Source organism: Nocardia sp. NPDC001965 (genome assembly GCF_053594175.1).
Map to the genome: position 1 here is coordinate 39605 of NZ_JBSFDZ010000015.1, position 21900 is coordinate 61504.

The following is a 21900-nucleotide window of genomic DNA, read 5'->3' on the forward strand; positions in this document are numbered from 1 at the left end:
GCTGCCGTCAGGTGCCGGGGGAATCCTGGTCGTCCACCGAGAGCGGCAGCGCACCGACGGCCTGATCCAGCGCATCGAGCAGTTCGGCGAATCGTGCCCGGCCGTCGGCGCCCAGCGCGTCCAGCACCGCCTGATTGATGATGCCGTAGGTCTGCTGGGCCCGGCCCACCGTCTCGACTCCGTGCGCGGTGAGGAAAAGGGCCACCGCCCGCGGATCGTGGTCGCTGACCTGCCGCTCGACCAGGTCGGCATCGAGCAGTCTCCCCACGGCGGCCACCACGGCAGGTTCACCGAGCCGCAGTCGCCGGGCGATACCCCGTTGTGAGCAGCCCGGATCATCCGCGACCACGGCCAGGATCCCGGCCTGGGCCGTGGTGACCCCGGCAGCGTCGATGAGCAGGCGGTCGGACTTCTTGCGCAACGAATGGGACACCTGCTGGATCCGGCCGATCAGCCGGTACGGGTCCCTTGCCATCCGGTCCACCTCTCAATACTTTGATAGTGAAGTATATCGGGAGAGGAGTCGCCCATGGGAACGATCGATGTGTGGGCCCAGCAGGTCGGCCCGCGAATGGCCCGCGAGCCCTGGCTGGCCACCCTGCTGCGCTGGACCGGCAAGGACTCCGCCCAGATGGCGCCCGGCCTCGACCACACCCTCGCGCGAATGGATGCCGCGGGAGTGGACCTGGCGCTGCTGTCGGCCTGGTACGGTCCCGGCGGACCGTTGATCACCAATGACGAGGTACACGCCGCGATCGATCACGCGCCCAACCGATTCCGCGGCCTGCTCGGAGTCGACCTCCGCGATCCGGTGCGTGCCGCGCGGACCGTACGCGACCTGGCCGGTGACATCTTCGTAGGCGTCCGGGTCGTGCCCTGGCTCTGGGAGCTACCGCCGGACCATCGGCTCTATTACCCCGTCTACACCGCATGCGTCGAAGCGGGCGTACCGCTGTGCACCCAGATCGGGCACACCGGGCCGCTGAAAACCTCGGAAACCGGCCGGCCGATCCCGTACCTCGAACGGGTTCTGCTCGATTTTCCGGATCTGGTGGTCGTCGGCGGTCATGTGGGATTTCCCTGGCTGGACGAAGTCATCACGCTCACCGTCAAATTCCCGAACTTCTACGTGGACTCCTCCGCATACGCGCTCGACCGCCTACCCCCGGCATTCCTCGATTTCGCCCGAACGCTCGGCCGCCACCGTGTCATGTTCGGCACGAATTGGCCGATGATCGATCCGGTCCGCGCGCTACGCGATCTGGACACACTGGAGTTCGACGACGATCTCCGCACCGGTTTCCTCGAGGGCACCGCACGACGGGTGTTCCGTCTTCCCGGGCCCGCCACCGCCGGGGTTCGCCCGTGACCGACCGACCCGAGCGTCCCCGCAAATCCTCCCTCTTCGAGGACCGACGATCGCAATAGTAGCCACGACAACGGCTGCGCGGCCGGGGACAGCTTCAGGATGCCGGAGCCGCTACGGGTAGGCACTCGGTGAGCAGGTCGACGACGTCGTGCCAGGCTCGCTGCGCGTGCCGTGGGTGGTAGCCGACACCGGGGACCGTGGGGTGGTCGACCGGCGGATGGTGGAAGGCGTGCAAGGCACCGCCGTAGACCACGACGCGCCAGTCGACGCCGGCAGCCTGCATCTCGGCGGTGAACGCGTCGCGTTGCGCGGGCGGCATGATCGGGTCTTCCGACCCGACCCCCGCCCACACCGGGCAGCGAATGCGCGCCGCCTCGCCCGGTCGACCCGTGGTCAGTGCGTTGACTGTCCCGATCGCGCGCAGATCGACGCCGTCGCGCCCGAGTTCGAGCGCGATCGCGCCGCCGGTGCCGTAACCGACGGCGGCGATCCTGTCGGGATCGGTGCGGGGTGCGGTGCGCAATACGTCGAGCGCCGCGTGGCCGATGGCCCGCATCCGGTCGGGGTCAGCGAGTAGCGGCATGCAACGGGCCAGCATCTCCTCGGGGGCGCCCAGATACCTCCCGCCGTGGATATCGAAGGCCAGCGCTACGTATCCCAGCTCGGCGAGAGCGTCGGCCCGGCGGCGTTCGACGTCGCTGAGCCCCATGCCTTCTGGTCCGATCAGGACCGCGGGCCGGCGGTCGTCGCCGGCCGGGAGCGCGAGGTGACCGATCATCGTCAGGCCGTCGGCCGGGTACTCGACCGTGCGCGTTGTGACTGTCGTCATACGATCGACTGTAGTGATCATCGAGCCCGGTCGGGTCGGTGTTCACTGCCGGCGCAACAGTGCGAGTGCTCCCCTGGAACAGGGCCCCGGTAGGGAGCGTGTCACCTTGTTGCCGCGAACTTCTCGGCTTGCTCGCCCTTCTATCGGAAGGGGAAGACGGGCATGCCCCGCTCGACAATTCGGGCCGCAACAAAACAGGGTTCACCGACACTGCAGTTCGACGAACACCTCGCCGCGTTCCGACGAACCGAAACGCGGAAATCGCATCCGGGATGGTGTCGCCAGTAGATGTAAGCGGCCGCTCGCGCTGTACCGTTCGGATGAGTAGCCAGGTATCGACGAAAGTCGGTCGACCGGTGACGTTTCCACGACACCGGACCTCGAGCCGAAGCCGCGGAAACAGCTCGGATCACTCACAATTCGAGACGTTGGCCTGCCCTGGTCGGCATAGAATCCGGCCGGTAGACGGAGGGGGAACCCCATGCTGGCATGGAGGAATCTGGACGAAGTCGTTCAGGTTGTCTGTCAGCGTCTGGGTGTGACGACAACCCGGATGGCCCGGGTAGCGGCGGACGACCTCGACACCGTCACGAGCAGAGGAGTCAGAGGAGGAGCTCGCGCATTCGACGACACCACCGCGCTCTCGCGGGACGAACTGGAGCGTCAGCTGCGGGACAGGGACTACCAGGGGGTGACCCCGCACGCGGTATCGGTGCACGGACAGGCGCTGCGCGACCTGACCGAAGAGATGATAACGCGTTCCCGGCTGCGCGAACTCGAACGCGAACGATGGTCGCTGGGCCGGCAGTTGGACGAGCATCCGACGCGCGAGCGGCTCGCCCGACGGCTGGACGACGCCGAAGCGGAGTACCGGAGTCTGACTGCAGAGCTGACCGGGCACATCGCGCGTCGCACGGAGGCCGGGCACCAGCCGTGGGAAGTCCGCAACAGCGATCAGACCATCGGAGAGCTCCGGAATTCGGAGAATCGACGGCACGAGGGTCGTCTGCGCCTCGACGCTCTGACGCGCCGGCGAGCGGAACTACGCGCGGAACTGCGCGGGCTTCGAGGCGAGACCACCGCGGCGGGCGGCCCCGGTACCAGTGCGGCACGGGAGTCGCGGTGGCGAGACCTGGAGATCCGATACGACGACCGGACCGCACGGGAATTGCGAGATCTGACCGAAGCCCGCGACAACATCGATTGGATGGTGAGCGAGCAAGCAAAGGAGCAGAGGCGGCTGGAGCGGGAGGTCCGGCGGCTGGAAAACGACATTCCGAAGGAACGGGAGCGCTTGGTGCGGGAGCACCAGCGACAGGTAGAAGCGGCACGGCGGGAACAGGAGCGACAGGTAGAAGCGGCACGGCGAGAACGGGAACAGCAGGCGACCGCAGCCCGGCGAGAACAGGAACGGCAGGAAGACGCGGCACGGCGAGAGCAGGCACGGCAGGAGCGCGAGGAGCGAAGGGAACAGGCAGCGCGGGACAGGGCGGTACGAAACTCGCAGCGTGAAGTATCTGCCCTGCGTTCGGCCCCCACCGGCCCGGGTCCGAACCGCAGAGCAGACGGCGCGGGCGAAGGAGATTCGCCGAGGAGTGTGGTCGACCCGGAAGCCCGCGGCACCCACTCCGACGAACAACCCAGCACCCCCGACACCCACACCGACGAACAACCCAACACCCCCGACACCCACACCCCCAACCAACCGAACGCTCGTAGCGCGAACACCGATGGTCGTTCGGACTCTCGTGGCACCGATTCCGAGGGTCGTCCGGACTCTCGTCGCGGGGATACGGGGTCCGGTCGCACAATGCGGAATGTCGGTGTCGGGGCCGGGATCGGTGTCGCCGCGGTCGCGGCCGGCGTAGGTATCAGCGCAGTCGCCGACACCGATCCCGATTCCGCCGACACCGAAGCCGGTGATTCCGACACGGCCGCGGACGAGCCCGGCGATTCAGGTTCTGCCGATACGCGGTCGGGCGAGCCCGATACACATGCGGCCGAGTCCGGGTCCGCCCACACCGGCGATGCCGAAGTCACTACTGGTGCTACCGAGCGAGCCGAGTCGGGTTCTGCTGGTACAGGTCCGACCGAAGCCGGCGGTACCGATGTCAGCGGTACCGGTACCGCTGGTGCCGCCGCCGGTACCGGTGTGGTCGGTGCGGCAGCCCCCGGTGGTGGCGATCCTTTCTACACAGGTGGGGCGGAGACCGGTCCGAGCTCCGGCAGTGCCCCGGTCACCGATACCGGCTCCGGCACCGATCTTGTTTCCGGCACCGGGTCCGGCGATTCCTCGTCGATCGACGCGCTCGACGCGATCGAGCCGGCTACCGTCGATTCGCCTTCTGTACCGAACGCCGTGCCGACCCCGCCGCCGTCGGCAGATCCGCTCGGTGGCGCCGCGGGATTCGATCCTTCCAGTCTGATGCTGCCGCTCTGGCTGTCGAATATGCAGGATCCCGGCCTCTCCGACACCGGTCCGGACGAGGATGTGAAACACGATTCCGACCGGTATCACGATTCCGGTCCGAACCCTGGAACACAGCAGGCCGCCGCGCCGCAGACACCGCAGCGGGCGGTGACCACGCCGTGGCCCCAGCAGGCTTCGGGAGAACAGACATCAGACGACGCACCGGCCGGCCGGGACGCCGAGGAGACCGCGCCCCGGCCGGTATCGTCGCCGGCTCGGGAACGAAACGGGGACGGGAGGGTCGAATACACCCATATCGTGGACGGTGTCGTCGAGTGGGTGTCCGCGAGTGTCGCCCGCGCCTTCGAAGTGGCCTACAGCAACAAGGGCGGTACCGACGCGAAGGCCGCGTACGCGGATACGGACGCGCGGTGGGCCGACGAGAACGAGCTGGCACGTGTCGGCCCGCTCGACCTCATGAGCGGTGACGTGATCACCTTCGACCACGGAGCGGCAGTCGTGCGGGTTCAGCGTAAGGAAGGCGATCCCGAAGGCGGTGTCGTGGATGTCGTCATCAAGGGGGAGTTGACACCGATCGCGCCGGTGATGGCCGACGGTGTGGGGGGGCTCGGCGGATTCGCCGGGTTCAGGCATCCGCCGGGTATCGAATCGCCTGGGTCGGCGGAGGAAGGCGCCGGCCCAGGCGTCCCGGCATCGGATGACGGGGCGACCATGCAGGTCTGAGCGGTGTCGTCGCACGGCGCTCGGTGGACCGCCGCACGGATCGGCCGGGACGCTCGTGCCGAGATCGACACAGGCCCGGGCGGGGTCGCCCGTGGCGGCGATGCCGACCGGGAGAACCGGGCGCCAGCGGGGCCGCATGCCGATGCATCAGGGCCGCGCCGGCCGGTATCACTGATCTCGCCGAAGCGCGGACCTCGGGCCTCTCACTCCGGCGCCGTAAAAGGTCCCGCCACGATCCGGCTTTCGGTGATCGACGGTTCTTCGTCGAAGTCGCATTCGATCACGGCGCTGGTGAATCCGGCCGATTGCTCGTAGAGCTCGGAGACGTTGTCGCTGAGCCAATGGGCGACGCCCAGCGATCCGATACTCGTCACACCTGCGATATGGACGATGACGCGACCGTCCGCCACCCGTCGGCCCAGGTATCCGATATCGATCCGGTTGGCGAGGTCGGCACGGAACGGAGAGTCGTACCGCCGGCCGGTGGACTTCTCTATCAGACACCATGTTCCGTCGATCTTCTCGAAGCTCAGGGCCTCGTCGGCGGCGAGGAGACTCTCGGCCACCGGCGCCGACTCCGGACCACAGATCACCACGGCGTCGCCGGCCGGAACCTGTTCGTCATCGGAGTCGATCTCGAATCGGGTGGACGCCAGCGACAGACGTGCGAGGTCGACTTCCACTCGCTCCTGGGTCGCCTGGAAACTCACGTCGAAGGACAACTCTTCGCGCGTGTCCTCGGCGTCGGTCTGCCGGGGAATCCCGACCGATACCGGGCCGACGCCGAAGAAGGCCCGTTCGGGCGGCGGAGCACTCGCTCTGATCTGAGTGATCCGGCCTTTCGTGATCCCGAGACGCTCGGCGATCTCGGTGTAACTGAGGCCGGTCCGGTGTGCTTCTTCGATCGCTTCTCGCCGCAATCTGGCCAGTTCGGTGCCCCGCTGCTGGTAGAGCGTGATCATCTCGGTGGCTCGCTGCCCGCGGCGGACCGGGTCCGGATCGCTTCGGACCTCGTCGAACTCGTTCGCGCCATCCACGTCTCCGAGTTTAGAACGCCTTGACGTCGGGCGGACGGCCGCCGTAAGGTTGTGTTTATACCCCCTCAACCACAGGGTCGTTCTCGCCCGCCGTGTTTAGCGGGGGTAAACCCTTGCGTTATGCGTGTCCCCGGCCCGCGCCGATTCTCCGGCGCGAGCCGGTGCCCCCTGTTCAGCACATCGAACCCATGAGGTCGGACCATGCCCGAACAACGCCCCACGCTGCCCACCCGAACCACCAACAGAGCTATCGCCGCGACACTGAGACTCTGGCAGGACACCTGGTGCACGGATACCGCGATCCTCGAACGGATAGCCGCGGGGCTGCGCGGCTCACCCGACAACGATCCGCGGACTTCGCTCTCGCCCAGCACTTTTCATTCCGAAATCGGTAACACCCCGAGCTCGGATCAGCAGATTTCCCGATACCCCGGCGCAGCCGGTTCCTGACAACCCAGCACGGAAAGAACGACATGCCACTGCCCAACGGCACGGAATGCCGGTGCCGAATCGCGCCCTGGATCCACACCGGAATGCTCGTACCCAAATCGTCCCCGGGGCTCTACTACTGCCCGGAAAAACAGTACTGTCTGCACGGCACCCGGCTGGCGGACGGCCGGATCGCCGACCACTGGCGCAACGTCCCCGGAGAATGCCCCTGGGTCGGCATGAAAGTGTCCGACAGCCCGGCATGTGAATGCGGCCGCGGTCCGTGGATCAACCTCCGGCAACTGCGAATCTTCATCCGTACGAATCTCATCGGGCCTGTCACCGCGATCAGTTGCCCGGGACTCTGCCCGGGAACGCTGGTCACGGTGGCGGATGAGCGCATAGCCGATCATTCCTACGACAGCCGCACACCGTGTCCCTGGTCCGGCATCCGGGTCATCCCCATCGGTACACCCCCACCACTGTTCCCACCGATACGCTGAGCTCCGGCTTTGCGCAACGATGCCGCGCCGCACCGGTATCGGTCTCCGGCCGCCGCTGCGATCCGGCGACGGCAACACCGGTACCGGCACCTTCCTGCGCTAACGGACCGCGACGAATCTCGCAGCGATCGCCGCCGCGGCGAGCAACGCCACAGCGGCGGTCAGCAGCGAGGTCTGCAGCCCACCGAGGAAGTTCCCGGCCACCAGCGCGCCGAACACCCGACGCCTACCGCTCCCCCCACCTGCCGGGCCGTATTCAGTTGCGCCGAAGCCACACCGGCGTAGCGGGCCGGAACGGCCTCCATGGCCGCGCTGGTCATGGCGGGGACGACGAGCCCGGCACCCAACCCGACCGGGACGGTCGCCGCCCAGATCATCCACAGCGGAATATCCGCGCCACCCAGGACCAGCAAGAGCAACCCGCCCGCGAAGGCGATCTGGCCGCCGACCATCGGCAGTCGAGGACCGAACGCGGCGGTGATCCGGCCGCCGAGCAGATTGGCGGTCAGCGCCCCCAGGCTCATCGGCAGGAACACCAGTCCGGTCACCAGTGCCGAGTCGCCCCGCTGCTCCTGCAGGAACAGCGACAGCAGGAAGACGATGCCGTAATACGCGAAGTTCTGCACGAAACCGACCACCGAGGCCACCGAGAAGGTGGACTGCGCGAACAGATCCAGCGGCAGCATCGGACCCTCGACCCGACGCTCCCACCAGATGAAGAAGGCCGCACCCACTACCGCCGCGCCCAGGGCGATCAGCACCGGCCCGGCGGTCCAGCCCTGATGGCCGCCCTCGATCAGACCGTAGGTCAGGCCGCACAGCGCCGACACCACGGTGAGCTGCCCGACCGGATCGATCCGCCGTCCGGATCCGGCGGGCGTAGGCGCCGCGCGGGTCACGGCCAGCAGGCCGAGCGCACCGATCACCAGGTTGACCAGGAACAGTGATCGCCAGCCCAGCGTCACCAGCAGCACGCCACCTATCACCGGCCCGGCCGCCACCGCCGCCCCCGCCCGCGGCCGCCCACAGACCCACGGCCCGCGTGCGCTTGCCGGGGTCGTCGTACGCGCGCCGGATCATGGCCAGCGACGCCGGCAACTGGATCGCCGCGCCGAGCCCCTGCCCGAACCGGGCGGCGATCAGCATTGCCGGGGACACCGCCAGCCCACAGATGAGCGATGCGACGGTGAACAGCGTGAGGCCCACGGTGAACGCGCGCCGCGCCCCGATCCGATCGGACAGCGTGCCGCCGATCAGCTGGAAGGCGGCGAACATCAGCGTGTAGCTGTCCACCACCCATTGCAGTTGCCCGAAGCCCGCGCCGAGCCGGTGCCCCAGCGTGGGCAGTGCCACGTTCACAATGGTGGCGTCCAGGCTGACCATCAGGAAGCCGAAGGACGCCGCGAAAAGTGTCCACCTTGCCTGCGTCGGTGCCTCGGTGGTCCCGGCGGCGGGTTCGGGAAGGATGACGGTTGTGCTCACGTCCTTCAGCTTCGATCGCGCACTCCCGGCCGGACAATAGCGGAGGGTGCACCTGCCAGGGCTACCCTGAACGAGGCGCGGTACCGGGCAGGAGGACGAGATGGCAGGTATTCAGGCGGCCGAATTGGGTTCGTTCCTGCGCTCCCGCCGGACCGCGTTCGATCCCGGGACCGCGGGCATCACCGTCGAGGGAGTCCGGCGCACCAAAGGCCTGCGCCGGGCCGAGATCGCCGGACTCGCGGGTGTCAGCCTCGGCTATTACACACGTCTGGAACAGGGTCGCGCCCCGCATCCGTCGCCGAGTGTGCTTTCCGCACTGGCGAATGCGTTGCGGCTGACCGCCGACGAACGTGAGCACCTGTTCGCTCTCGGCGGCGACGTACGACTGCTGCCCGCCGAACCGAACGAACTGGCCCCGGGCGCCCGCCGGATGCTGGAACTGCTGTCGGTGCCGACCGCCGCGTACGTGATCGACCGGTACAGCGACGTACTCGCCTGGAATACGAGCGCCGCCGCGATATTCGGCCACCTGACCGCGGGCCCCCGCCGACCGAACAACCTGCGCTACGTGTTCATCGAGCCGGAATCCCGGCGGCGGTTCTCCGACTGGGCCGATATCGCCGCCGATTCGGTGGCACATCTGCGCGCGGCCACCGGACAGCGCCCGGACGACCCGGTACTGCGCCGGCTGGTGGCCGAACTGAACGCGGGTAGCGCCGCGTTCGGCGAGCTGTGGGACGACCATGAGTTGCGGCACAAGGTGAGTGGCCACAAACATCTCCATCACCCGCTGGTCGGCGCGTTCACCCTCGACTACGCGGTACTGGCCGTGCCGAACGCAGCGGGTCAGCGACTCGTGGCCTACAGCGCCGAGCCCGGCACGGCCGCCTACCACGCACTGGAACGCCTGGCGGACGCGACCGCTCCCCCCGAGGCCGCTTTCGCGGGCTGATACGAATCGACCGGGCCGGGGCGGACGGGACAATAACGATCCCACTACCTGCTGTTATCGGTAGCGGCGAGAAGTCGAGCAGCGCGACGACACGCGCGCCGGTCACGGCGACGCCGACCCGGACAGCTTGTGCTCTGCCAGGACTCGTAAACCGTCGATCTCGTCCACCAGTGGCATCCAGCGGGCAGGGTCCTGGTGCACCTTCGAGTCCACGAACTCACTCAACCCGGCGATCCGGTCCTCGAATGCCCGGCACTCTTCGCTGGTCCACTCCCGATTTCTTTCGGCTTCCAATATCACCCGAGCACGCGGCGGGTCGTGCCACTTTCCATCCGAGGTGCGATGGTTCTCGTAGAGGAGGTCGGTGCGGGTACGGATCCGCAATGAATTCACCGAAACCGGCATTTCCGATTCGACCAGTCGGACCAGCTCCGATGCGCCGAGATAAAGCCGGTCGTGAGTCCGACGGGTGACATAGCGGCCGAATCCAACGGTTTCCCGACCGTTCACAAAGCGTTCCAACCGAGCCAGATCACTCTGCTCCCTCGGCAGAGCTATTACTTCCATAATTGTTCGGCTGCGACTTTCTCCTATATGTGCGATTCGAGCGAGCGTACCCCGGGGATCGGAATTACCGCCTTCCATTATGAGATTGTGCGGACCCGGTACGAGGAAACCCTCGAGCATATCGCGAAATTTCCGAGCCGTCGGATACAGGTAATCGTGCGCGGTGAAATCGTTCTCCCGATACAGCGCCGAATATGCTGGATGAAATCTTTCCAGCTCGTCGGCTTGGATCAATGCCGCACCACCCTGTTCGGACAGTTCATCGCGAATCCTGTCCACCAGTGTCGATTTTCCGGCACCGGGCTGCCCGCCGATAACATACAGCACAGGCTCATCCACCTGTTCCAGGGAGCGCATCGGCCGGTCGGTAAGGAGCGCGGGTGCTATCTTCTCGTCGAAAATCGATTGGATTCGGCGATCACTCAGCTCGAAGTCTTCGACGGAGGGCAGCAGCTCGGGCTCCGTTATCGCATAGGGAGCGCGGCTGTGCGAGTGCGAAACAGCGGAAAGCGGAGCGGCTCGCGCCGGACTTTCCGGCGCCGGGATTCCGAACACGCCGAAAACCGCTTCATACAGATCTGCGACCGTACTGTCCGGTGCCCGGAAGACTGCCGCGTCCACCACTGACATTCCGACCATCTGCATTCCCCATACCGTTTCGTAGAGAGAATGATGTTGCGGTAGCAGGAGGGATAGAATTGCTCCGGCGAAATCGTGTTTCGAAACACCCGGCGGCATGATCCAGTCGAATCGCGCCGCTATTCTCGCCGCAGTTCCCGAAACCCCGGATCCAACGGGAACTCCACGCTCGACCGCGGTCCGCCGGAACCACTCACCGTCCTTCGCGAAGTCGAACCGGGCCGCGCCCGGCCGCCACGGCAGCGGAACAGCGAACTCGTGCGGGTCGAGTCGCAATGCGGTGGTGGCGTCCACTGTTCCGTGCTCATGGTATGCCAGAACGCCGTCCACTACAGCGTGGCCCGATTCATCTCGCATCCGGCGGCCGTGCTCGTCGTACCGGTAGAGCGGAAGAATGTGACGAAATGCGGGGTCCTCGGCGGCAAGCCGAGCTTCGAGTGATTTCACATCGACTCGGCCCCGCTTATCACGCGGTAACGGCAGGTGCGGATCCAGCCGGGTCTTACGGAGCGCGACCAGACCGCCGGGAATCGCCTCCAATTCCCGGGTCGACAAGGGCATACCGAGCACACTCCAGTCCTGGACGGTCAGGCTCCGGCGTACTTGATCCGGTATTTCACGTGGCATTCTGTTCGCGCCGCTGCGAACGATCTCCTCACGAATCGTGATATGCCCGGGATCGCTCATACCATGGCCCGACGAGCGGAGTTCTCGTGCGGCAATCGCCGCGCCCGGGTCGCCGCCGGTGATCGATTCGCGCACTCGGCCCAGTGCGTCGGCGTTCAGTCCCAGCCGCTTTGCTCGTTCCCCCCACTCCGGCTGGTTGAGCAACCCGGCCAGACCGTCGTCCAGAGTCGTGCCGGAAGGGTCGGCGATTTCCCGGCTTCGCCACATCGCATTCTGCACCGCGGACATCAGCTCCCGCAGGTTGCCGTCTCGCCGCAACTCGTCCAACGGCACCGAGCGTAAGACCATTCCTCCCGAAATCGTCTCCTCGGGCGTGTAGAAGGCATTGTCGATCTGCTCCCGAGTCGCGTGCGGATGGAGGGCGGAAAGAACCGCGCGTAATCGATCTATCACGGCGATTACGGCTCGCCTGGTCTCCGGCCGGTGATAGAGCGCTCGGGCCAATTCGGACTCGTCCTGGACCCGCCGCTGCCGCCACCCTCGCTCGTCCGCCGGTGCGGAAGAACCCGGCTCCCGTGGCGGATTGTGCGGGGATCGCCGAGGTGCGGGGTTGTGTTCCGGCGTGGGGAACTCTGGTGGAGTGAGGTGTTCGGTGGTGCGGGTCCACGGAATGTTCTCATGTGGTTCGGACCGGTTGTGGGCGTCAGCGGAAAACGGTGGGAACGCGGTTTCGACGGGTGGATCGGATGGGGTGGGAACAGTGAGACGGCCGGGGTCGGCGGCGGTCACCGCGATATCGGCCCCGACCGGGATGTGGATACCGGCGGCGTTTCCGGTGGTACGGGTTGCCGAGTCGGTGACAGCGGCCGGTGGGTCCGTGGCCGGGCCGGCGGATACCCGGACCCCCGTGGTGACGGAGGCATCGTCCGCGCCGGGGCCGGTCCGGTACCGGCTACCGGTGGCGGGGCGCTCCGCCGGGGCATCGTCGGTGGCGGGGCGGGGGTATGAGTCGATGCCGGTATCGGCGGTGGTGCCGGCTTCCGCGACGCCGGGGATCGCGGGGTCGGAGCTCGCAGCTGTTGCTGATCTGTCGTCGGGTGGCAGCGGATCGGTTGTGGCCGCCGGATCGGGCTCGGTCGCGGTTTTCGCTACCCCGACGAACGGTTCGGCGACAGGCTTCATCGAACGCGCCGGACCGGCCGACGACCTGTCGCCGAGCTGGAATGAAGAGTGCGCAGCAGTGGCCGTGGCAGTACCGGGCAGGTCGGCACCACCGGAGGGACCCGACGCGCGCGAGTTCACGACACGAGTGAACAGCGCTGCCAGGTCACTCGGTTTCGGCGACCGGGCAGGACTACCGAGCAATCCGGCCGCTGGACGCGGTGGGACAGCCGAGTGGCCGACAGTGTGCACACCCCCGGACAGCAAACCCTCCAAGGCACCGCTGACCGCACCCGGATAGAGCTCCGATCGATCGGGAATCGTGAATTTTCCGCTGTACACACCTGCGGCGACCGCGCCTCCCAGCGTGCCGGTCACCCCACCGGCTACCCCGGCCGCACCACCGGCCAACAGCGTCGCCACCGCCCCGGCGCCCCGGGTCCCGGTCGCCTGCAATCGCGCCAACACCCCCGCCACCGGTCGCATGTACAGAACTCCCGCACCCAGTCCGCCGGCCGCGCCCCCGGCCCCGGACACCGTCACCGTTTCCCAGTCGATCGTGTCCCGATCCCGACGGTGCTGCTGCCATATCTGCCCACCCCAGGTGACGCCACCGCCGACTACCCCACCCACCACGATCCCCTGGCCGATCAATGCCGCACGCGATGCCGACAACCGGGCACACAGCGCCACCACCGACTCGATCAACCGCACCCACGCCAGTTGCCACCCTTTCCGCGCGGCCGCCCGCACCCCGGCGGCCGCCACCATCCCGCCCGCGGGCATCACCAGCGACGCCAGCAACTCCACCACCAGCGCCGAACCCATGACAATCCAGGTGAACTGACCGAGTTCGATAGCGTTGGCCGTCTCGCGGCACTCCACCGCCTTGCTCTCGCAATACACAGCCAGATCCCGTCTCCGGGCCGCCGACCCGCCCAACACCCGCTGCGCCTCGACCGCTGTGTCACCGGTCGAACACCTCGACAGGGACGAGGCCACATCCTCGAGCCCCTCGGCCTCCGACAGACACCTTCGTGCCGCCCGCTCCCAGGCATCGCCCCCCGTTCGCAACGCCTCCGGATTACCGCGCGGAAACGGGCCCAGCACCGGCTCGCACACCCCCAACGGAAAGCCATCCGGCAGAGCGACCAAACCAACTCACCTCGACAAGAGCTCGGATAAATCGGGCATACCGCCGGCAAGGCCCGCCAGCGGTGCCACGACGACAGCAGCCTGCTCCTTCGCCAGCCGGGCGGCCTCACGCGCGGTCTCGGTGAGCAGCCCACTCAGCTGTCCGGCGGTACCGCGCATAGCGGCCGGAGTCACGCAGACCTCGAGTACCGCCCCGGTGGAATCCACGGTCACGTGCACCGAGCCGTCCGAGGTGGTGGCCCGAACACGCAGGTCGACCAACTGCTGCCGCACCTCGCCGATCTGCGTCCGCTGCTGCTCGTAGGCATCCAGCAATGCGTGCATCCGCGAGCGCATATCACGCGTGGCCCAACCGAAGTCTTCGAAATGGTTCCGGTTCATATCTACATCCATTCGAGCCGGATCGGCATCGGCGCGGCGTCCCGGAAGACATACGCGCCGGGGGTCGATTCCCGGGCCCATTTCTACGAGACGCGATCTACTTACACCTATAAGCGGTATCCGAGGTTAATGAAGGCCCGCGGAGGACGGAATGTCCCGGCAGGCCATAATTCGGACGGCCGTCGGTGCTTTGTGCACACCCGGTGTCCGAGCTGTGGCGATCGACGACCGTACGAATCGACTCTTCCACTCGGGCGATGTCGAATCGCATCGGTGACCCAGAGCTCATATGCGGCGCCCGACGAACCGCGGTAGCGGCCCCTGTCGGGTTCCCTGCCCTGCGGTATCCACCAGCAGCCGGTGCAGCGCTACAGCCGGCGCACTTGCCCGGTCCGCACACAACTCGACTTCCGTGAACGCTTCGACCAATGCGGCGGCCGGGTCGAAGCGTACGGCAGGGGAACACCCACTGAGCTGGTCGCGCCAGTGCCGGTAGCCACGCACTATCCGGCCGAGCGGATCGCGAGCATGCTCCGGGCCGGCGATTCGCCGATACTCGGCGATCAGCGTGCGCTGAGCCAGCCGGTGTGCCGCGTAGTGACCCTCGGCGGCCAACGCGCGGCCGAGTTCCCGGACCAGGTTCGCGTAGAGCGGGCGTTCCGTGGCGCCGGGCGCCGGCCGGCGGCCGTGGGTCGCCACCTCGACGGATGCGAGCCGGGTGTGGGGGTCGGTGGTCGAGGCCCGGTCGAGCACGATATGCGCCGCTCGGATTTCCGGTTGATCGGCTGCGGTGACGACCGTCCATTCGAGCCGGGCGGGCAGCGCATCGCCCGAATCGGCGATTTCCAACCCCCGCAGGTCGATGTTGCGATGCCGTTCCAGCACCGAATCGACGGCCGCGGCGATCTCACGTGCGGCCGGTTCGTCCAGTCCAGCGGTGTCGAATCCGATGATCCGGAGTCCGTACCGGGCCCCCAGCTCGTCGATTATGCGCAGTACGGCCGAATCTGTCACCGGTTCGGGCACCATCTGCGCCTGCGGGGGGCTCGACTTCCGCGGCTTCGGTGTGACGGCCACGAGCCGCTGATCGTGCTTGCGCCCGTCCCGGCGTCCCGGTGCGGCACCGCGAGGTGCGCTGCCCGGGTGGTTCGGTGGATCGGCCCGAGGTGTGCTGCCCGGCTGATTCGGTGCGGAAACATGCGGCGGGGAGGCCGGGGCACGGCCCCCTGCGACAGGCGCCTGCTCGACCGGTATGCGCCCGGACCACGGGGAGCGGGCAGAACTGCGGGCGCCGGGTACGGCCCGCTGGGCACCGCGAGGTGCCTGTCCCGTCAGGGTTTCCGTGCGGACGGGGCCGGTCGCGGATCGGGTGGACACCGCCGGTCCGGTTGGTGGGGGGCTCCCGTCGGGGCGATCGTCCACCGGTCCGGAGGGAGTATCGATCGCGGATTCGCGCGCGCCGGTCGCGGGTTGCGTCCCGAGGGCGGACGTGCTGGATTCCACCGCACCATCGACTCCGGGTGTCGCGGCGACAGCCGCTGTCGTCATCCCCCGGTTCGGGTCGAATCCGCTGGACCTGGCAGGAGTATGCGTTGGACGAAAATGTGCCGGCGGGCGGACCTGGCCGGTGAGCGGGCCCACATCGGTGTCCGAGAAGGAGAGCTCCGACGGTGCGGTCGCGTCGCGCACGAATCCGGCACCGGCGTGATCCAGGTCGTCGAAAGCCGTGAGAGCTGCGGTGAACAGGGCACCCATCTCACGGAGGGCGCCGGCACTGTTCTCCAGAGCGTCGACGCCCTCGTCGGCGCTCGGCAGGTAGCACTCCGCGAATGCCCGGCCCATCTCGTCATCGCCCCAACTCGCGGAGGTTTCGTTCATTCCGGCGGCGGCGAGCGCGTCCTGCAGGTCGCGAGCGGTGCGGGCCGCTCTCTCGGCGATACCACGCAGTTCTCCGGTCAAGGCGCGCACAGCCTCCGGATCGATAAGAAATGACTCGCTCACATTCGCCTCCGCCGCAATTCACGACTTGTCCGTCACATCTTGCCCCGCCGCACTCGGACAGCGAAACGGGCACCGTGACCGTGGCGGCGTGCTCGTGCGACAGCGAATTTCCCTGCGCCGCCTCGGATCCGGAAGGTCGCACCGATCAGCTCGACCCGGCCGTGGTGAGTCGCCTCTCCGTGTTCCCCGCCACGAAGAACGATCGCCCTATCGTTCGACCGAATAGAAGTTCGGCGCGGAAACGCCGGCGTATTTCGGGTAATCGGCCGAAAAGAAAAGCAGGTCATTCCCTGCTATCGGGCCTGACCTGCTGTTTATGCTCCCCCAACTGGACTCGAACCAGTAACCTGCCGATTAACAGTCGGCTGCTCTGCCAATTGAGCTATAGGGGATTGCTCGGCGGTCCCGCCCTTACCGGGCTGACCGAGAGGAAACTCTAGCGTATGGGTGGGTGCGCGCCCAAATCGCGGGGTCGAGCCGGTGCGGGAGGAGAAATCGGGACGCGAGCGGCAGGTGGGAGTCGGATCGACAGGTGTCGGTGCGGTCGGGCAGGATGGGTCGGCACGGACTACTGGGAGGAGCTCCACCCACATGCTGCGGTTGATCATCGGTATCGCTGCCGGTTATGTACTGGGCAGTAAAGCCGGGCGGGCGCGCTACGAGCAGATCAGTGCGAGTGCGCGCGCGGTCGCGGGAAGCCCGGTGACCCGCAAGCTGGTGCAGGTGAGCCGGCAACGTCTCTCGGACAAGTTGAGCACCCAGCCGAAACTGGAGCCGATGGAGCCGCTCGACGAACGCACCACTGTCATGGTGCCGCACGATCAGTTGCGGCGGCGCTAGAGCAGAGCCGCGGGCCGTCCGCCCACGACCGAACCGAATGCGGCCGTACACGCCGGGGTTCCACCGGTCAGGCAGCGCCGAATTCGCTGTTGCCCATGGCTTGTTCGAGCAGACTCTTGCGGTACTGCTCCAAAGCGACGAGATCGGCGAACAATGCCATATAGGTCTCCGGTTCGTCCACGGAGGAGACCCGATGCAGTCGTGATTTGAGTTCGGCGATCTGCCGGCCGACCAGAGCGGCCTGGGCATTGGCCAGGACACCGGTGATGAACCGGGGGATATCGCCGGTGGTCTTCACCGGCAGCGGTTCACTGGCCAGTTCGGAGACCAGGGCACGCAGCGTGAGATCGTCGGTGAGGTCGCTGATCGTGCTCACCCAGTCGGCACCGGACAGCCCCGCCGATACCCCTCCGGCCTCGGCCATGAGGCTGCGCACCGCGATATAGCCGGGGTGGGTGAAGGCGTCGGTTTCCAGGGCGTCGAACGCCGGACCGGCGATCTCCGGGTACTGCAGCCCCGCGGCGAGAGCTTGGCGCTGGGAGCGCAGCACCGGATCGCGCGGATCGGGGCGGGCCGCCGGCTGGGTGGGACCCACACCGGACTGCTCGGTGCGGGGCGTGCGGGCGGGCGCGGCGGCCGCGGCGCCCCGGAGTTTGCGGGCCTCCTCGTCCACCCGCCGGTACACCAGCTGCGGATCCTGCCAGCCGGTCCATTCGGCCAGCTGGGTGGCATAACGTTTGCGCAGGCCGTGGTCCTTGATCTGCGCGACGATGGGAACCGCCCAGCGCATCACCTCGACCTGGCTGTCGTAGGTGAGGGCACGGGTGCGGCTGTCCTCGCGTTTGGCGATCTCCTGCCGCAGCGCGAAATCGAACAGCGGTTCGCGGCGGGCGACCATATCGCGCAGAGCGGCGTCGCCGGAATGCTGGCGCATCTCGCACGGGTCCTGGCCGTCGGGTGACACCACGACATAGGTCTGCCCGGCCACCTTCTGGTCGCCGAGGAAGGCTTTGAGCGCGGCGGCCTGCCCGGCGGCGTCACCGTCGAACGTGAAGATGATCTCGCCACGCCAGAAGTTGTCGTCCATGAGCAGGCGGCGCAGGATCGCCAGATGGTCGTCACCGAAGGCGGTACCGCAGGCGGCGACGGCGGTTTTCACCCCGGCCAGGTGCATGGCCATCACATCGGTGTAGCCCTCGACGACCACGGCCTGATGACCTTTGGCTATCTCGCGTTTGGCGTGGTCGAGCCCGAACAGGACCTGAGACTTCTTGTACAGCAGGGTTTCCGGAGTATTGACGTACTTGCCCGGCATCGTGTCGTCTTCGAAGAGTTTGCGGGCGCCGAAACCGATCACATCCCCGCCGAGGTTGCGGATGGGCCACAGCAGCCGCCGGTGGAAACGGTCGATCGGACCACGGCGCCCCTGCCGGGACAGCCCCGCCGCCTCGAGCTCCTTGAAATCGAACCCCTTGTTCAGCAGATGCTTGGTGAGCACATCCCAGCCGTCGGGGGCGTAACCGCATCCGAACTGGGTCCACGCCGCCTCGTCGAAGTTGCGATCGGTGAGGTACTTGCGCGCGACGGTCGCGTCGGGTCCGCGCAACCGCTCGATATAGAACTCGTGCGCGGCGGCATTCGCGGCCACCAGGCGGGAACGAGTGCCGCGGTCACGCTGGACCGAGGTGCCGCCGCCCTCGTAGTTGATCCGGTAGCCGATCCGGTCGGCCATCTGCTCGACCGCTTCGACGAAACCGATGTGCTCGATCTTCTGCAGGAAGGCGTACACGTCTCCGCCCTCGCTGCACCCGAAACAGTGGAACAGGCCGTGGTTGGGCCGGACATGGAAGGAAGGAGACTTCTCGTCGTGGAACGGGCACAGGCCCTTCATCGAATCCGGGCCACCCCGTTTGAGCGCCACATACTCGCCCACCACATCCTCGATCCGGACGCGCTCCCGAATGGCGGTGATATCGCGAGCAGGTATTCGTCCGGTCACGGAGTCGAGTCTAGGCCAGCGGGCTCACGGCAGAATCCGAGCACCCTCGCCGTGGTGAACACACCCGGAGCCACCCCGGCCGGGGGCGTGTGCGTCCACTCCGGCTGGCGACCCCTCAGCGCGCCGGCCCCGCCGCGGTTCCGGAGCGACAGAGCTAAAAAGCGCAGCGACCCGAGCGCAAGACCGAAAGCCCGGGTCGCGGGGCCCCGACCGGCCCACCGGAGGTGGAGCCCACGACTACGACGGGCCGCCCGGTTCTGGAGCGACAGAGCGCGGGCATGAAGGGACCGGTCACCGGAGTGCAGACCCGGGATCGCGAGCGGTCCCGACCGACGACGCCGAAGGCGGAGCCCAGCACCGAGGCGGGGCCCGCCCCGGTTCTGGAGCGACAGAGCGAAGGAGCGCAGCGACTGAGCGCCGGAGTGAAGAACCGGGGTCAATAGGGCCCCGCCCGCCCCGCCGAAGGCGGGGCAATCAGATACAGCCCGCGATCCGTTCCAGGCGGCTTTCGGTGTAGGAGGCGATCTGGTCGACGATCACCCGGACGCGGGCGCTGTCGTCGGTCGCGGCATCCCACCAGGGCAGCAGTAGCGGGTCGAGGAGCGTGGGGCCGGTGGTCAGCAGGTGTCCGGCGACCGCGGTGATCGTGTCGCGTTGTTCGGCTTGTCGCAGTTTGTGGTGGGGGTCGGACATGACGTAGCGCAGTGCCACGGTTTTCAGCACAGCGACCTCGGCCGCCGCCACCGGCGGTATCACCAGGTCGGCGGAGTAGCGGGCCAGTGGGCCGGGGCAGGCTTCGCGCGTCGCCACGACCGCGGCGTTCGCGAACCGGCCGACGAGTTCGCTGGTGAGCCGTTTCAATGCGACCGAACTGGTCAGGGTGCCGTCGTAGACGAAGACATCGGCTACGACCGGGAGTTCGGAGAGACGCTGTGCGGCGGACACCAGGTCGTCGACCGAGAGGCCGCGATGCTGTACGTGTCCGAGTTCGGCCAGCGCCACCCGCTCCACCGGGTCGGCCAGGGCCCGGAGGTCGATCCGGCCGGCGATGATGCCGTCCTCCACATCGTGCACGGAGTAGGCCACATCATCGGACCAGTCCATCACCTGGCATTCCAGGGCCGGTCGCCGATCCGGGGCGCCTTTGCGGACCCAGGACAACCGGTCGGCGTCGGCCTCGTAGGCACCGAATTTGCCGCCGGCCTCGGTGCGGTGCCACGGGTATTTGATCGCGGCGTCGAGCGCGGCGCGGGTGAGGTTGAGGCCGACGCTGCCACCGTAGGAGTCGAGCACCTTCGGTTCGAGGCGGGTGAGGATCCGCAGGTTCTGGGCGTTGCCTTCGAAACCGCCGAAATCGGCGGCGAAGATATCGAGGGCTTTCTCCCCGTTGTGGCCGTAGGGCGGGTGACCGATATCGTGCGCGAGCCCGGCGAGTTCGGCCAGGTCGGGATCGCAACCGAGTCCGTCGGCGATACCGCGGCCGATCTGCGCGACCTCCAGCGAATGGGTGAGTCTGGTGCGCGGGGTGTCACCGTCGCGCGGTCCCATCACCTGGGTTTTGTCGGCGAGACGGCGGAGGGCCGCGGAATGCAGCACCCGGGCACGGTCGCGCGCGAATTCGGTGCGGTGCCCGTTTCCGTGGGCGCCGGCCCCGGCGAGACCTGCTGTTTTGGGTGCCTCGACGACCAGGCGTTCGCGGTCGTGCTCGGTGTATGTCACCGCACCCAGTCTGCCACCGGGTGGTGACCGATCGGGGGTTCGGCGGCGGATGTGGGGTTCACTGCCCTGCGGTGTAGTTGAAATCCGCCGAGAAATGCGTGAGCTGATACCAGAGCAGCGCCGCGGTCTCCCGGGCGATTCCGTGGGCCTGCGATTCGCGCGTGTAGACCGCCGGCCCGGTGCGGGTGGGGGCGGTCCAGGCGTCGAGTCCGGCGTCGCGGGCCATGGTGCGGGTCCGCAGTGAATGCCACGGATCGCTGACCAGTACCGCCGAGCCGAGTTCGCGTTCGTGCATCGCGTCGGCCACGGCTTCGATACTGCGCAGTGTGTCGGAACCGGTCTCCACCGCGAGTACAGCGTCCTCGGGGACACCGGCTTCGGTCAGGTACATCTTTCCGGAGGCGGCCTCGGTGTACAGGTCGCCCTCCTGTTTCCCGCCGACCGTGATGACCAGATCGGAAACTCCCTGCTTGTACAGGTTCGCCGCCTGGTAGAGGCGCGCCTCGAACACCGAAGACGGGGTCCCGGAGTATTGCGCCGCGCCCAGGACCACGATGGCGTCGGCCCGGGTGTAGTCCTCGATCCGAGCCACCTGCCATACCCGTACGGCGGTACCGCCCACCAGGATCAACCCCACCAGGAGGGCGCCCCCGATCAGCCGTCCGCCCCAGCGCAGGATCCCCGCCCCGATCCCGCGCGCAGCACCGGAGTCCGCACGCGAGTGCGGTCGTGTACGCGCCGGCGTCCAAGTCACGACACAAGTCTGCCAGGCAGGTTCCGGGCCGCGGACACCGCGGCGGCCGGGTACCTCCGGTTCGCCACGGCCCGGGGGTAATCCGTTTCCGCTGGTCAGCGGATCGCTTATCGGCAGACTGCGCCGCAGACGAGGCGAACCGGACAGTGCGCGAACGGGCTCACGCGTTCGGCGGGCGCACCTTGTGGTCCGAATCGTTATCAGCGGGCTCGCCTCGAGTGGGAGGGACGGGCCGCCGCGGCCCGCGCGACCACTCCCCCACTATCCGGAAACCCGCAGTGGAACATCCACTGCCCAGTGAC

At 67.5% G+C, this 21900-nt stretch carries 16 protein-coding genes, 1 tRNA gene and 1 pseudogene; 6 read left to right on the plus strand and 12 right to left on the minus strand.

Annotated elements, in window-relative coordinates; all coding sequences use genetic code 11:
* Nucleotides 1-7: 7 nt before the first annotated feature.
* Nucleotides 8-475 carry a MarR family winged helix-turn-helix transcriptional regulator gene (locus tag ACWCPQ_RS21135; RefSeq protein WP_449901358.1) on the minus strand — a complete coding sequence of 156 codons (468 nt, stop codon included), beginning with the start codon at nucleotides 473-475 and terminating at the stop codon, nucleotides 8-10.
* Nucleotides 476-529: 54 nt separating this feature from the next.
* On the opposite strand from ACWCPQ_RS21135, the gene ACWCPQ_RS21140 reads away from it, so the two are divergent.
* Complete coding sequence (locus ACWCPQ_RS21140) at nucleotides 530-1369, plus strand: amidohydrolase family protein (RefSeq protein WP_449901360.1); 840 nt, start codon at nucleotides 530-532, stop codon at nucleotides 1367-1369.
* A 94-nt stretch (nucleotides 1370-1463) separates the two neighbouring features.
* Here ACWCPQ_RS21140 and ACWCPQ_RS21145 read toward each other — a convergent pair whose 3' ends face one another.
* Nucleotides 1464-2198: a dienelactone hydrolase family protein gene (locus ACWCPQ_RS21145; RefSeq protein WP_449901362.1), complete on the minus strand. Its 735-nt coding sequence runs from the start codon at nucleotides 2196-2198 to the stop codon at nucleotides 1464-1466.
* 538 nt (nucleotides 2199-2736) lie between these two features.
* On the opposite strand from ACWCPQ_RS21145, the gene ACWCPQ_RS21150 reads away from it, so the two are divergent.
* Nucleotides 2737-5352 carry a hypothetical protein gene (locus ACWCPQ_RS21150; protein ID WP_449901365.1) on the plus strand — a complete coding sequence of 872 codons (2616 nt, stop codon included), beginning with the start codon at nucleotides 2737-2739 and terminating at the stop codon, nucleotides 5350-5352.
* A 203-nt stretch (nucleotides 5353-5555) separates the two neighbouring features.
* Here ACWCPQ_RS21150 and ACWCPQ_RS21155 read toward each other — a convergent pair whose 3' ends face one another.
* Complete coding sequence (locus ACWCPQ_RS21155; RefSeq protein WP_449901369.1) at nucleotides 5556-6389, minus strand: sigma-70 family RNA polymerase sigma factor; 834 nt, start codon at nucleotides 6387-6389, stop codon at nucleotides 5556-5558.
* A 201-nt stretch (nucleotides 6390-6590) separates the two neighbouring features.
* Here ACWCPQ_RS21155 and ACWCPQ_RS21160 point away from each other — a divergent pair, with 201 nt between their 5' ends.
* Nucleotides 6591-6839: a hypothetical protein gene (locus ACWCPQ_RS21160; RefSeq protein ID WP_449901372.1), complete on the plus strand. Its 249-nt coding sequence runs from the start codon at nucleotides 6591-6593 to the stop codon at nucleotides 6837-6839.
* Between the two features lie 23 nt (nucleotides 6840-6862).
* Nucleotides 6863-7321, plus strand: coding sequence for a hypothetical protein (locus ACWCPQ_RS21165; RefSeq protein WP_449901374.1), 459 nt, complete (start codon nucleotides 6863-6865; stop codon nucleotides 7319-7321).
* A 161-nt stretch (nucleotides 7322-7482) separates the two neighbouring features.
* Here the strand turns inward: ACWCPQ_RS21165 and ACWCPQ_RS21170 are convergent, their stop codons facing one another.
* Together ACWCPQ_RS21170 and ACWCPQ_RS21175 are read right to left on the minus strand one after the other, a co-directional pair.
* Nucleotides 7483-8307, minus strand: coding sequence for an MFS transporter (locus tag ACWCPQ_RS21170; RefSeq protein WP_449901378.1), 825 nt, complete (start codon nucleotides 8305-8307; stop codon nucleotides 7483-7485).
* A 73-nt stretch (nucleotides 8308-8380) separates the two neighbouring features.
* A pseudogene (locus ACWCPQ_RS21175) lies at nucleotides 8381-8704 on the minus strand (MFS transporter); the annotation flags it as partial.
* A 199-nt stretch (nucleotides 8705-8903) separates the two neighbouring features.
* Here ACWCPQ_RS21175 and ACWCPQ_RS21180 point away from each other — a divergent pair.
* A complete protein-coding gene (locus tag ACWCPQ_RS21180; RefSeq protein ID WP_449901381.1) occupies nucleotides 8904-9755 on the plus strand; it encodes a helix-turn-helix transcriptional regulator in 852 nt (283 codons plus the stop codon).
* Between the two features lie 102 nt (nucleotides 9756-9857).
* Here the strand turns inward: ACWCPQ_RS21180 and ACWCPQ_RS21185 are convergent, their stop codons facing one another.
* From ACWCPQ_RS21185 to ACWCPQ_RS21200, 4 genes are all read right to left on the minus strand, one after another.
* Nucleotides 9858-13904, minus strand: a complete 4047-nt coding sequence (locus tag ACWCPQ_RS21185; RefSeq protein ID WP_449901384.1) for a zeta toxin family protein — start codon at nucleotides 13902-13904, stop codon at nucleotides 9858-9860.
* 6 nt (nucleotides 13905-13910) lie between these two features.
* Nucleotides 13911-14285 carry a YbaB/EbfC family nucleoid-associated protein gene (locus tag ACWCPQ_RS21190; RefSeq protein WP_449901387.1) on the minus strand — a complete coding sequence of 125 codons (375 nt, stop codon included), beginning with the start codon at nucleotides 14283-14285 and terminating at the stop codon, nucleotides 13911-13913.
* A gap of 285 nt (nucleotides 14286-14570) precedes the next feature.
* Complete coding sequence (locus tag ACWCPQ_RS21195; protein WP_449901390.1) at nucleotides 14571-16286, minus strand: hypothetical protein; 1716 nt, start codon at nucleotides 16284-16286, stop codon at nucleotides 14571-14573.
* A gap of 319 nt (nucleotides 16287-16605) precedes the next feature.
* A tRNA-Asn gene (locus ACWCPQ_RS21200) sits at nucleotides 16606-16678 on the minus strand.
* Between the two features lie 199 nt (nucleotides 16679-16877).
* Between ACWCPQ_RS21200 and ACWCPQ_RS21205 the strand changes: the two genes are divergently transcribed.
* Nucleotides 16878-17126: a hypothetical protein gene (locus tag ACWCPQ_RS21205; RefSeq protein WP_449901391.1), complete on the plus strand. Its 249-nt coding sequence runs from the start codon at nucleotides 16878-16880 to the stop codon at nucleotides 17124-17126.
* A gap of 67 nt (nucleotides 17127-17193) precedes the next feature.
* Here ACWCPQ_RS21205 and dnaG read toward each other — a convergent pair whose 3' ends face one another.
* The 3 genes from dnaG to ACWCPQ_RS21220 all read right to left on the minus strand — a co-directional run bounded on the left by dnaG (nucleotide 17194) and on the right by ACWCPQ_RS21220 (nucleotide 21598).
* On the minus strand, nucleotides 17194-19125 hold the full coding sequence (dnaG, locus tag ACWCPQ_RS21210) for a DNA primase (RefSeq protein WP_449901393.1): 1932 nt from the start codon (nucleotides 19123-19125) through the stop codon (nucleotides 17194-17196).
* A gap of 474 nt (nucleotides 19126-19599) precedes the next feature.
* Entirely contained in the window at nucleotides 19600-20844 is a 1245-nt protein-coding gene (locus tag ACWCPQ_RS21215) for a deoxyguanosinetriphosphate triphosphohydrolase (protein ID WP_449901396.1), read from the minus strand.
* Between the two features lie 58 nt (nucleotides 20845-20902).
* Nucleotides 20903-21598, minus strand: coding sequence for a YdcF family protein (locus tag ACWCPQ_RS21220; protein ID WP_449901399.1), 696 nt, complete (start codon nucleotides 21596-21598; stop codon nucleotides 20903-20905).
* Between the last annotated feature and the right edge of the window lie 302 nt (nucleotides 21599-21900).

Bases quoted from the DNA above. Each gene is read 5' to 3' on its own strand.
- ACWCPQ_RS21135 (WP_449901358.1), bottom strand. From the start codon at position 475: ATGGCAAGGGACCCGTACCGGCTGATCGGCCGGATCCAGCAGGTGTCC.
- ACWCPQ_RS21140 (WP_449901360.1), top strand. From the start codon at position 530: ATGGGAACGATCGATGTGTGGGCCCAGCAGGTCGGCCCGCGAATGGCC.
- ACWCPQ_RS21145 (WP_449901362.1), bottom strand. From the start codon at position 2,198: ATGACGACAGTCACAACGCGCACGGTCGAGTACCCGGCCGACGGCCTG.
- ACWCPQ_RS21160 (WP_449901372.1), top strand. From the start codon at position 6,591: ATGCCCGAACAACGCCCCACGCTGCCCACCCGAACCACCAACAGAGCT.
- ACWCPQ_RS21165 (WP_449901374.1), top strand. From the start codon at position 6,863: ATGCCACTGCCCAACGGCACGGAATGCCGGTGCCGAATCGCGCCCTGG.
- ACWCPQ_RS21180 (WP_449901381.1), top strand. From the start codon at position 8,904: ATGGCAGGTATTCAGGCGGCCGAATTGGGTTCGTTCCTGCGCTCCCGC.
- ACWCPQ_RS21190 (WP_449901387.1), bottom strand. From the start codon at position 14,285: ATGAACCGGAACCATTTCGAAGACTTCGGTTGGGCCACGCGTGATATG.
- ACWCPQ_RS21205 (WP_449901391.1), top strand. From the start codon at position 16,878: ATGCTGCGGTTGATCATCGGTATCGCTGCCGGTTATGTACTGGGCAGT.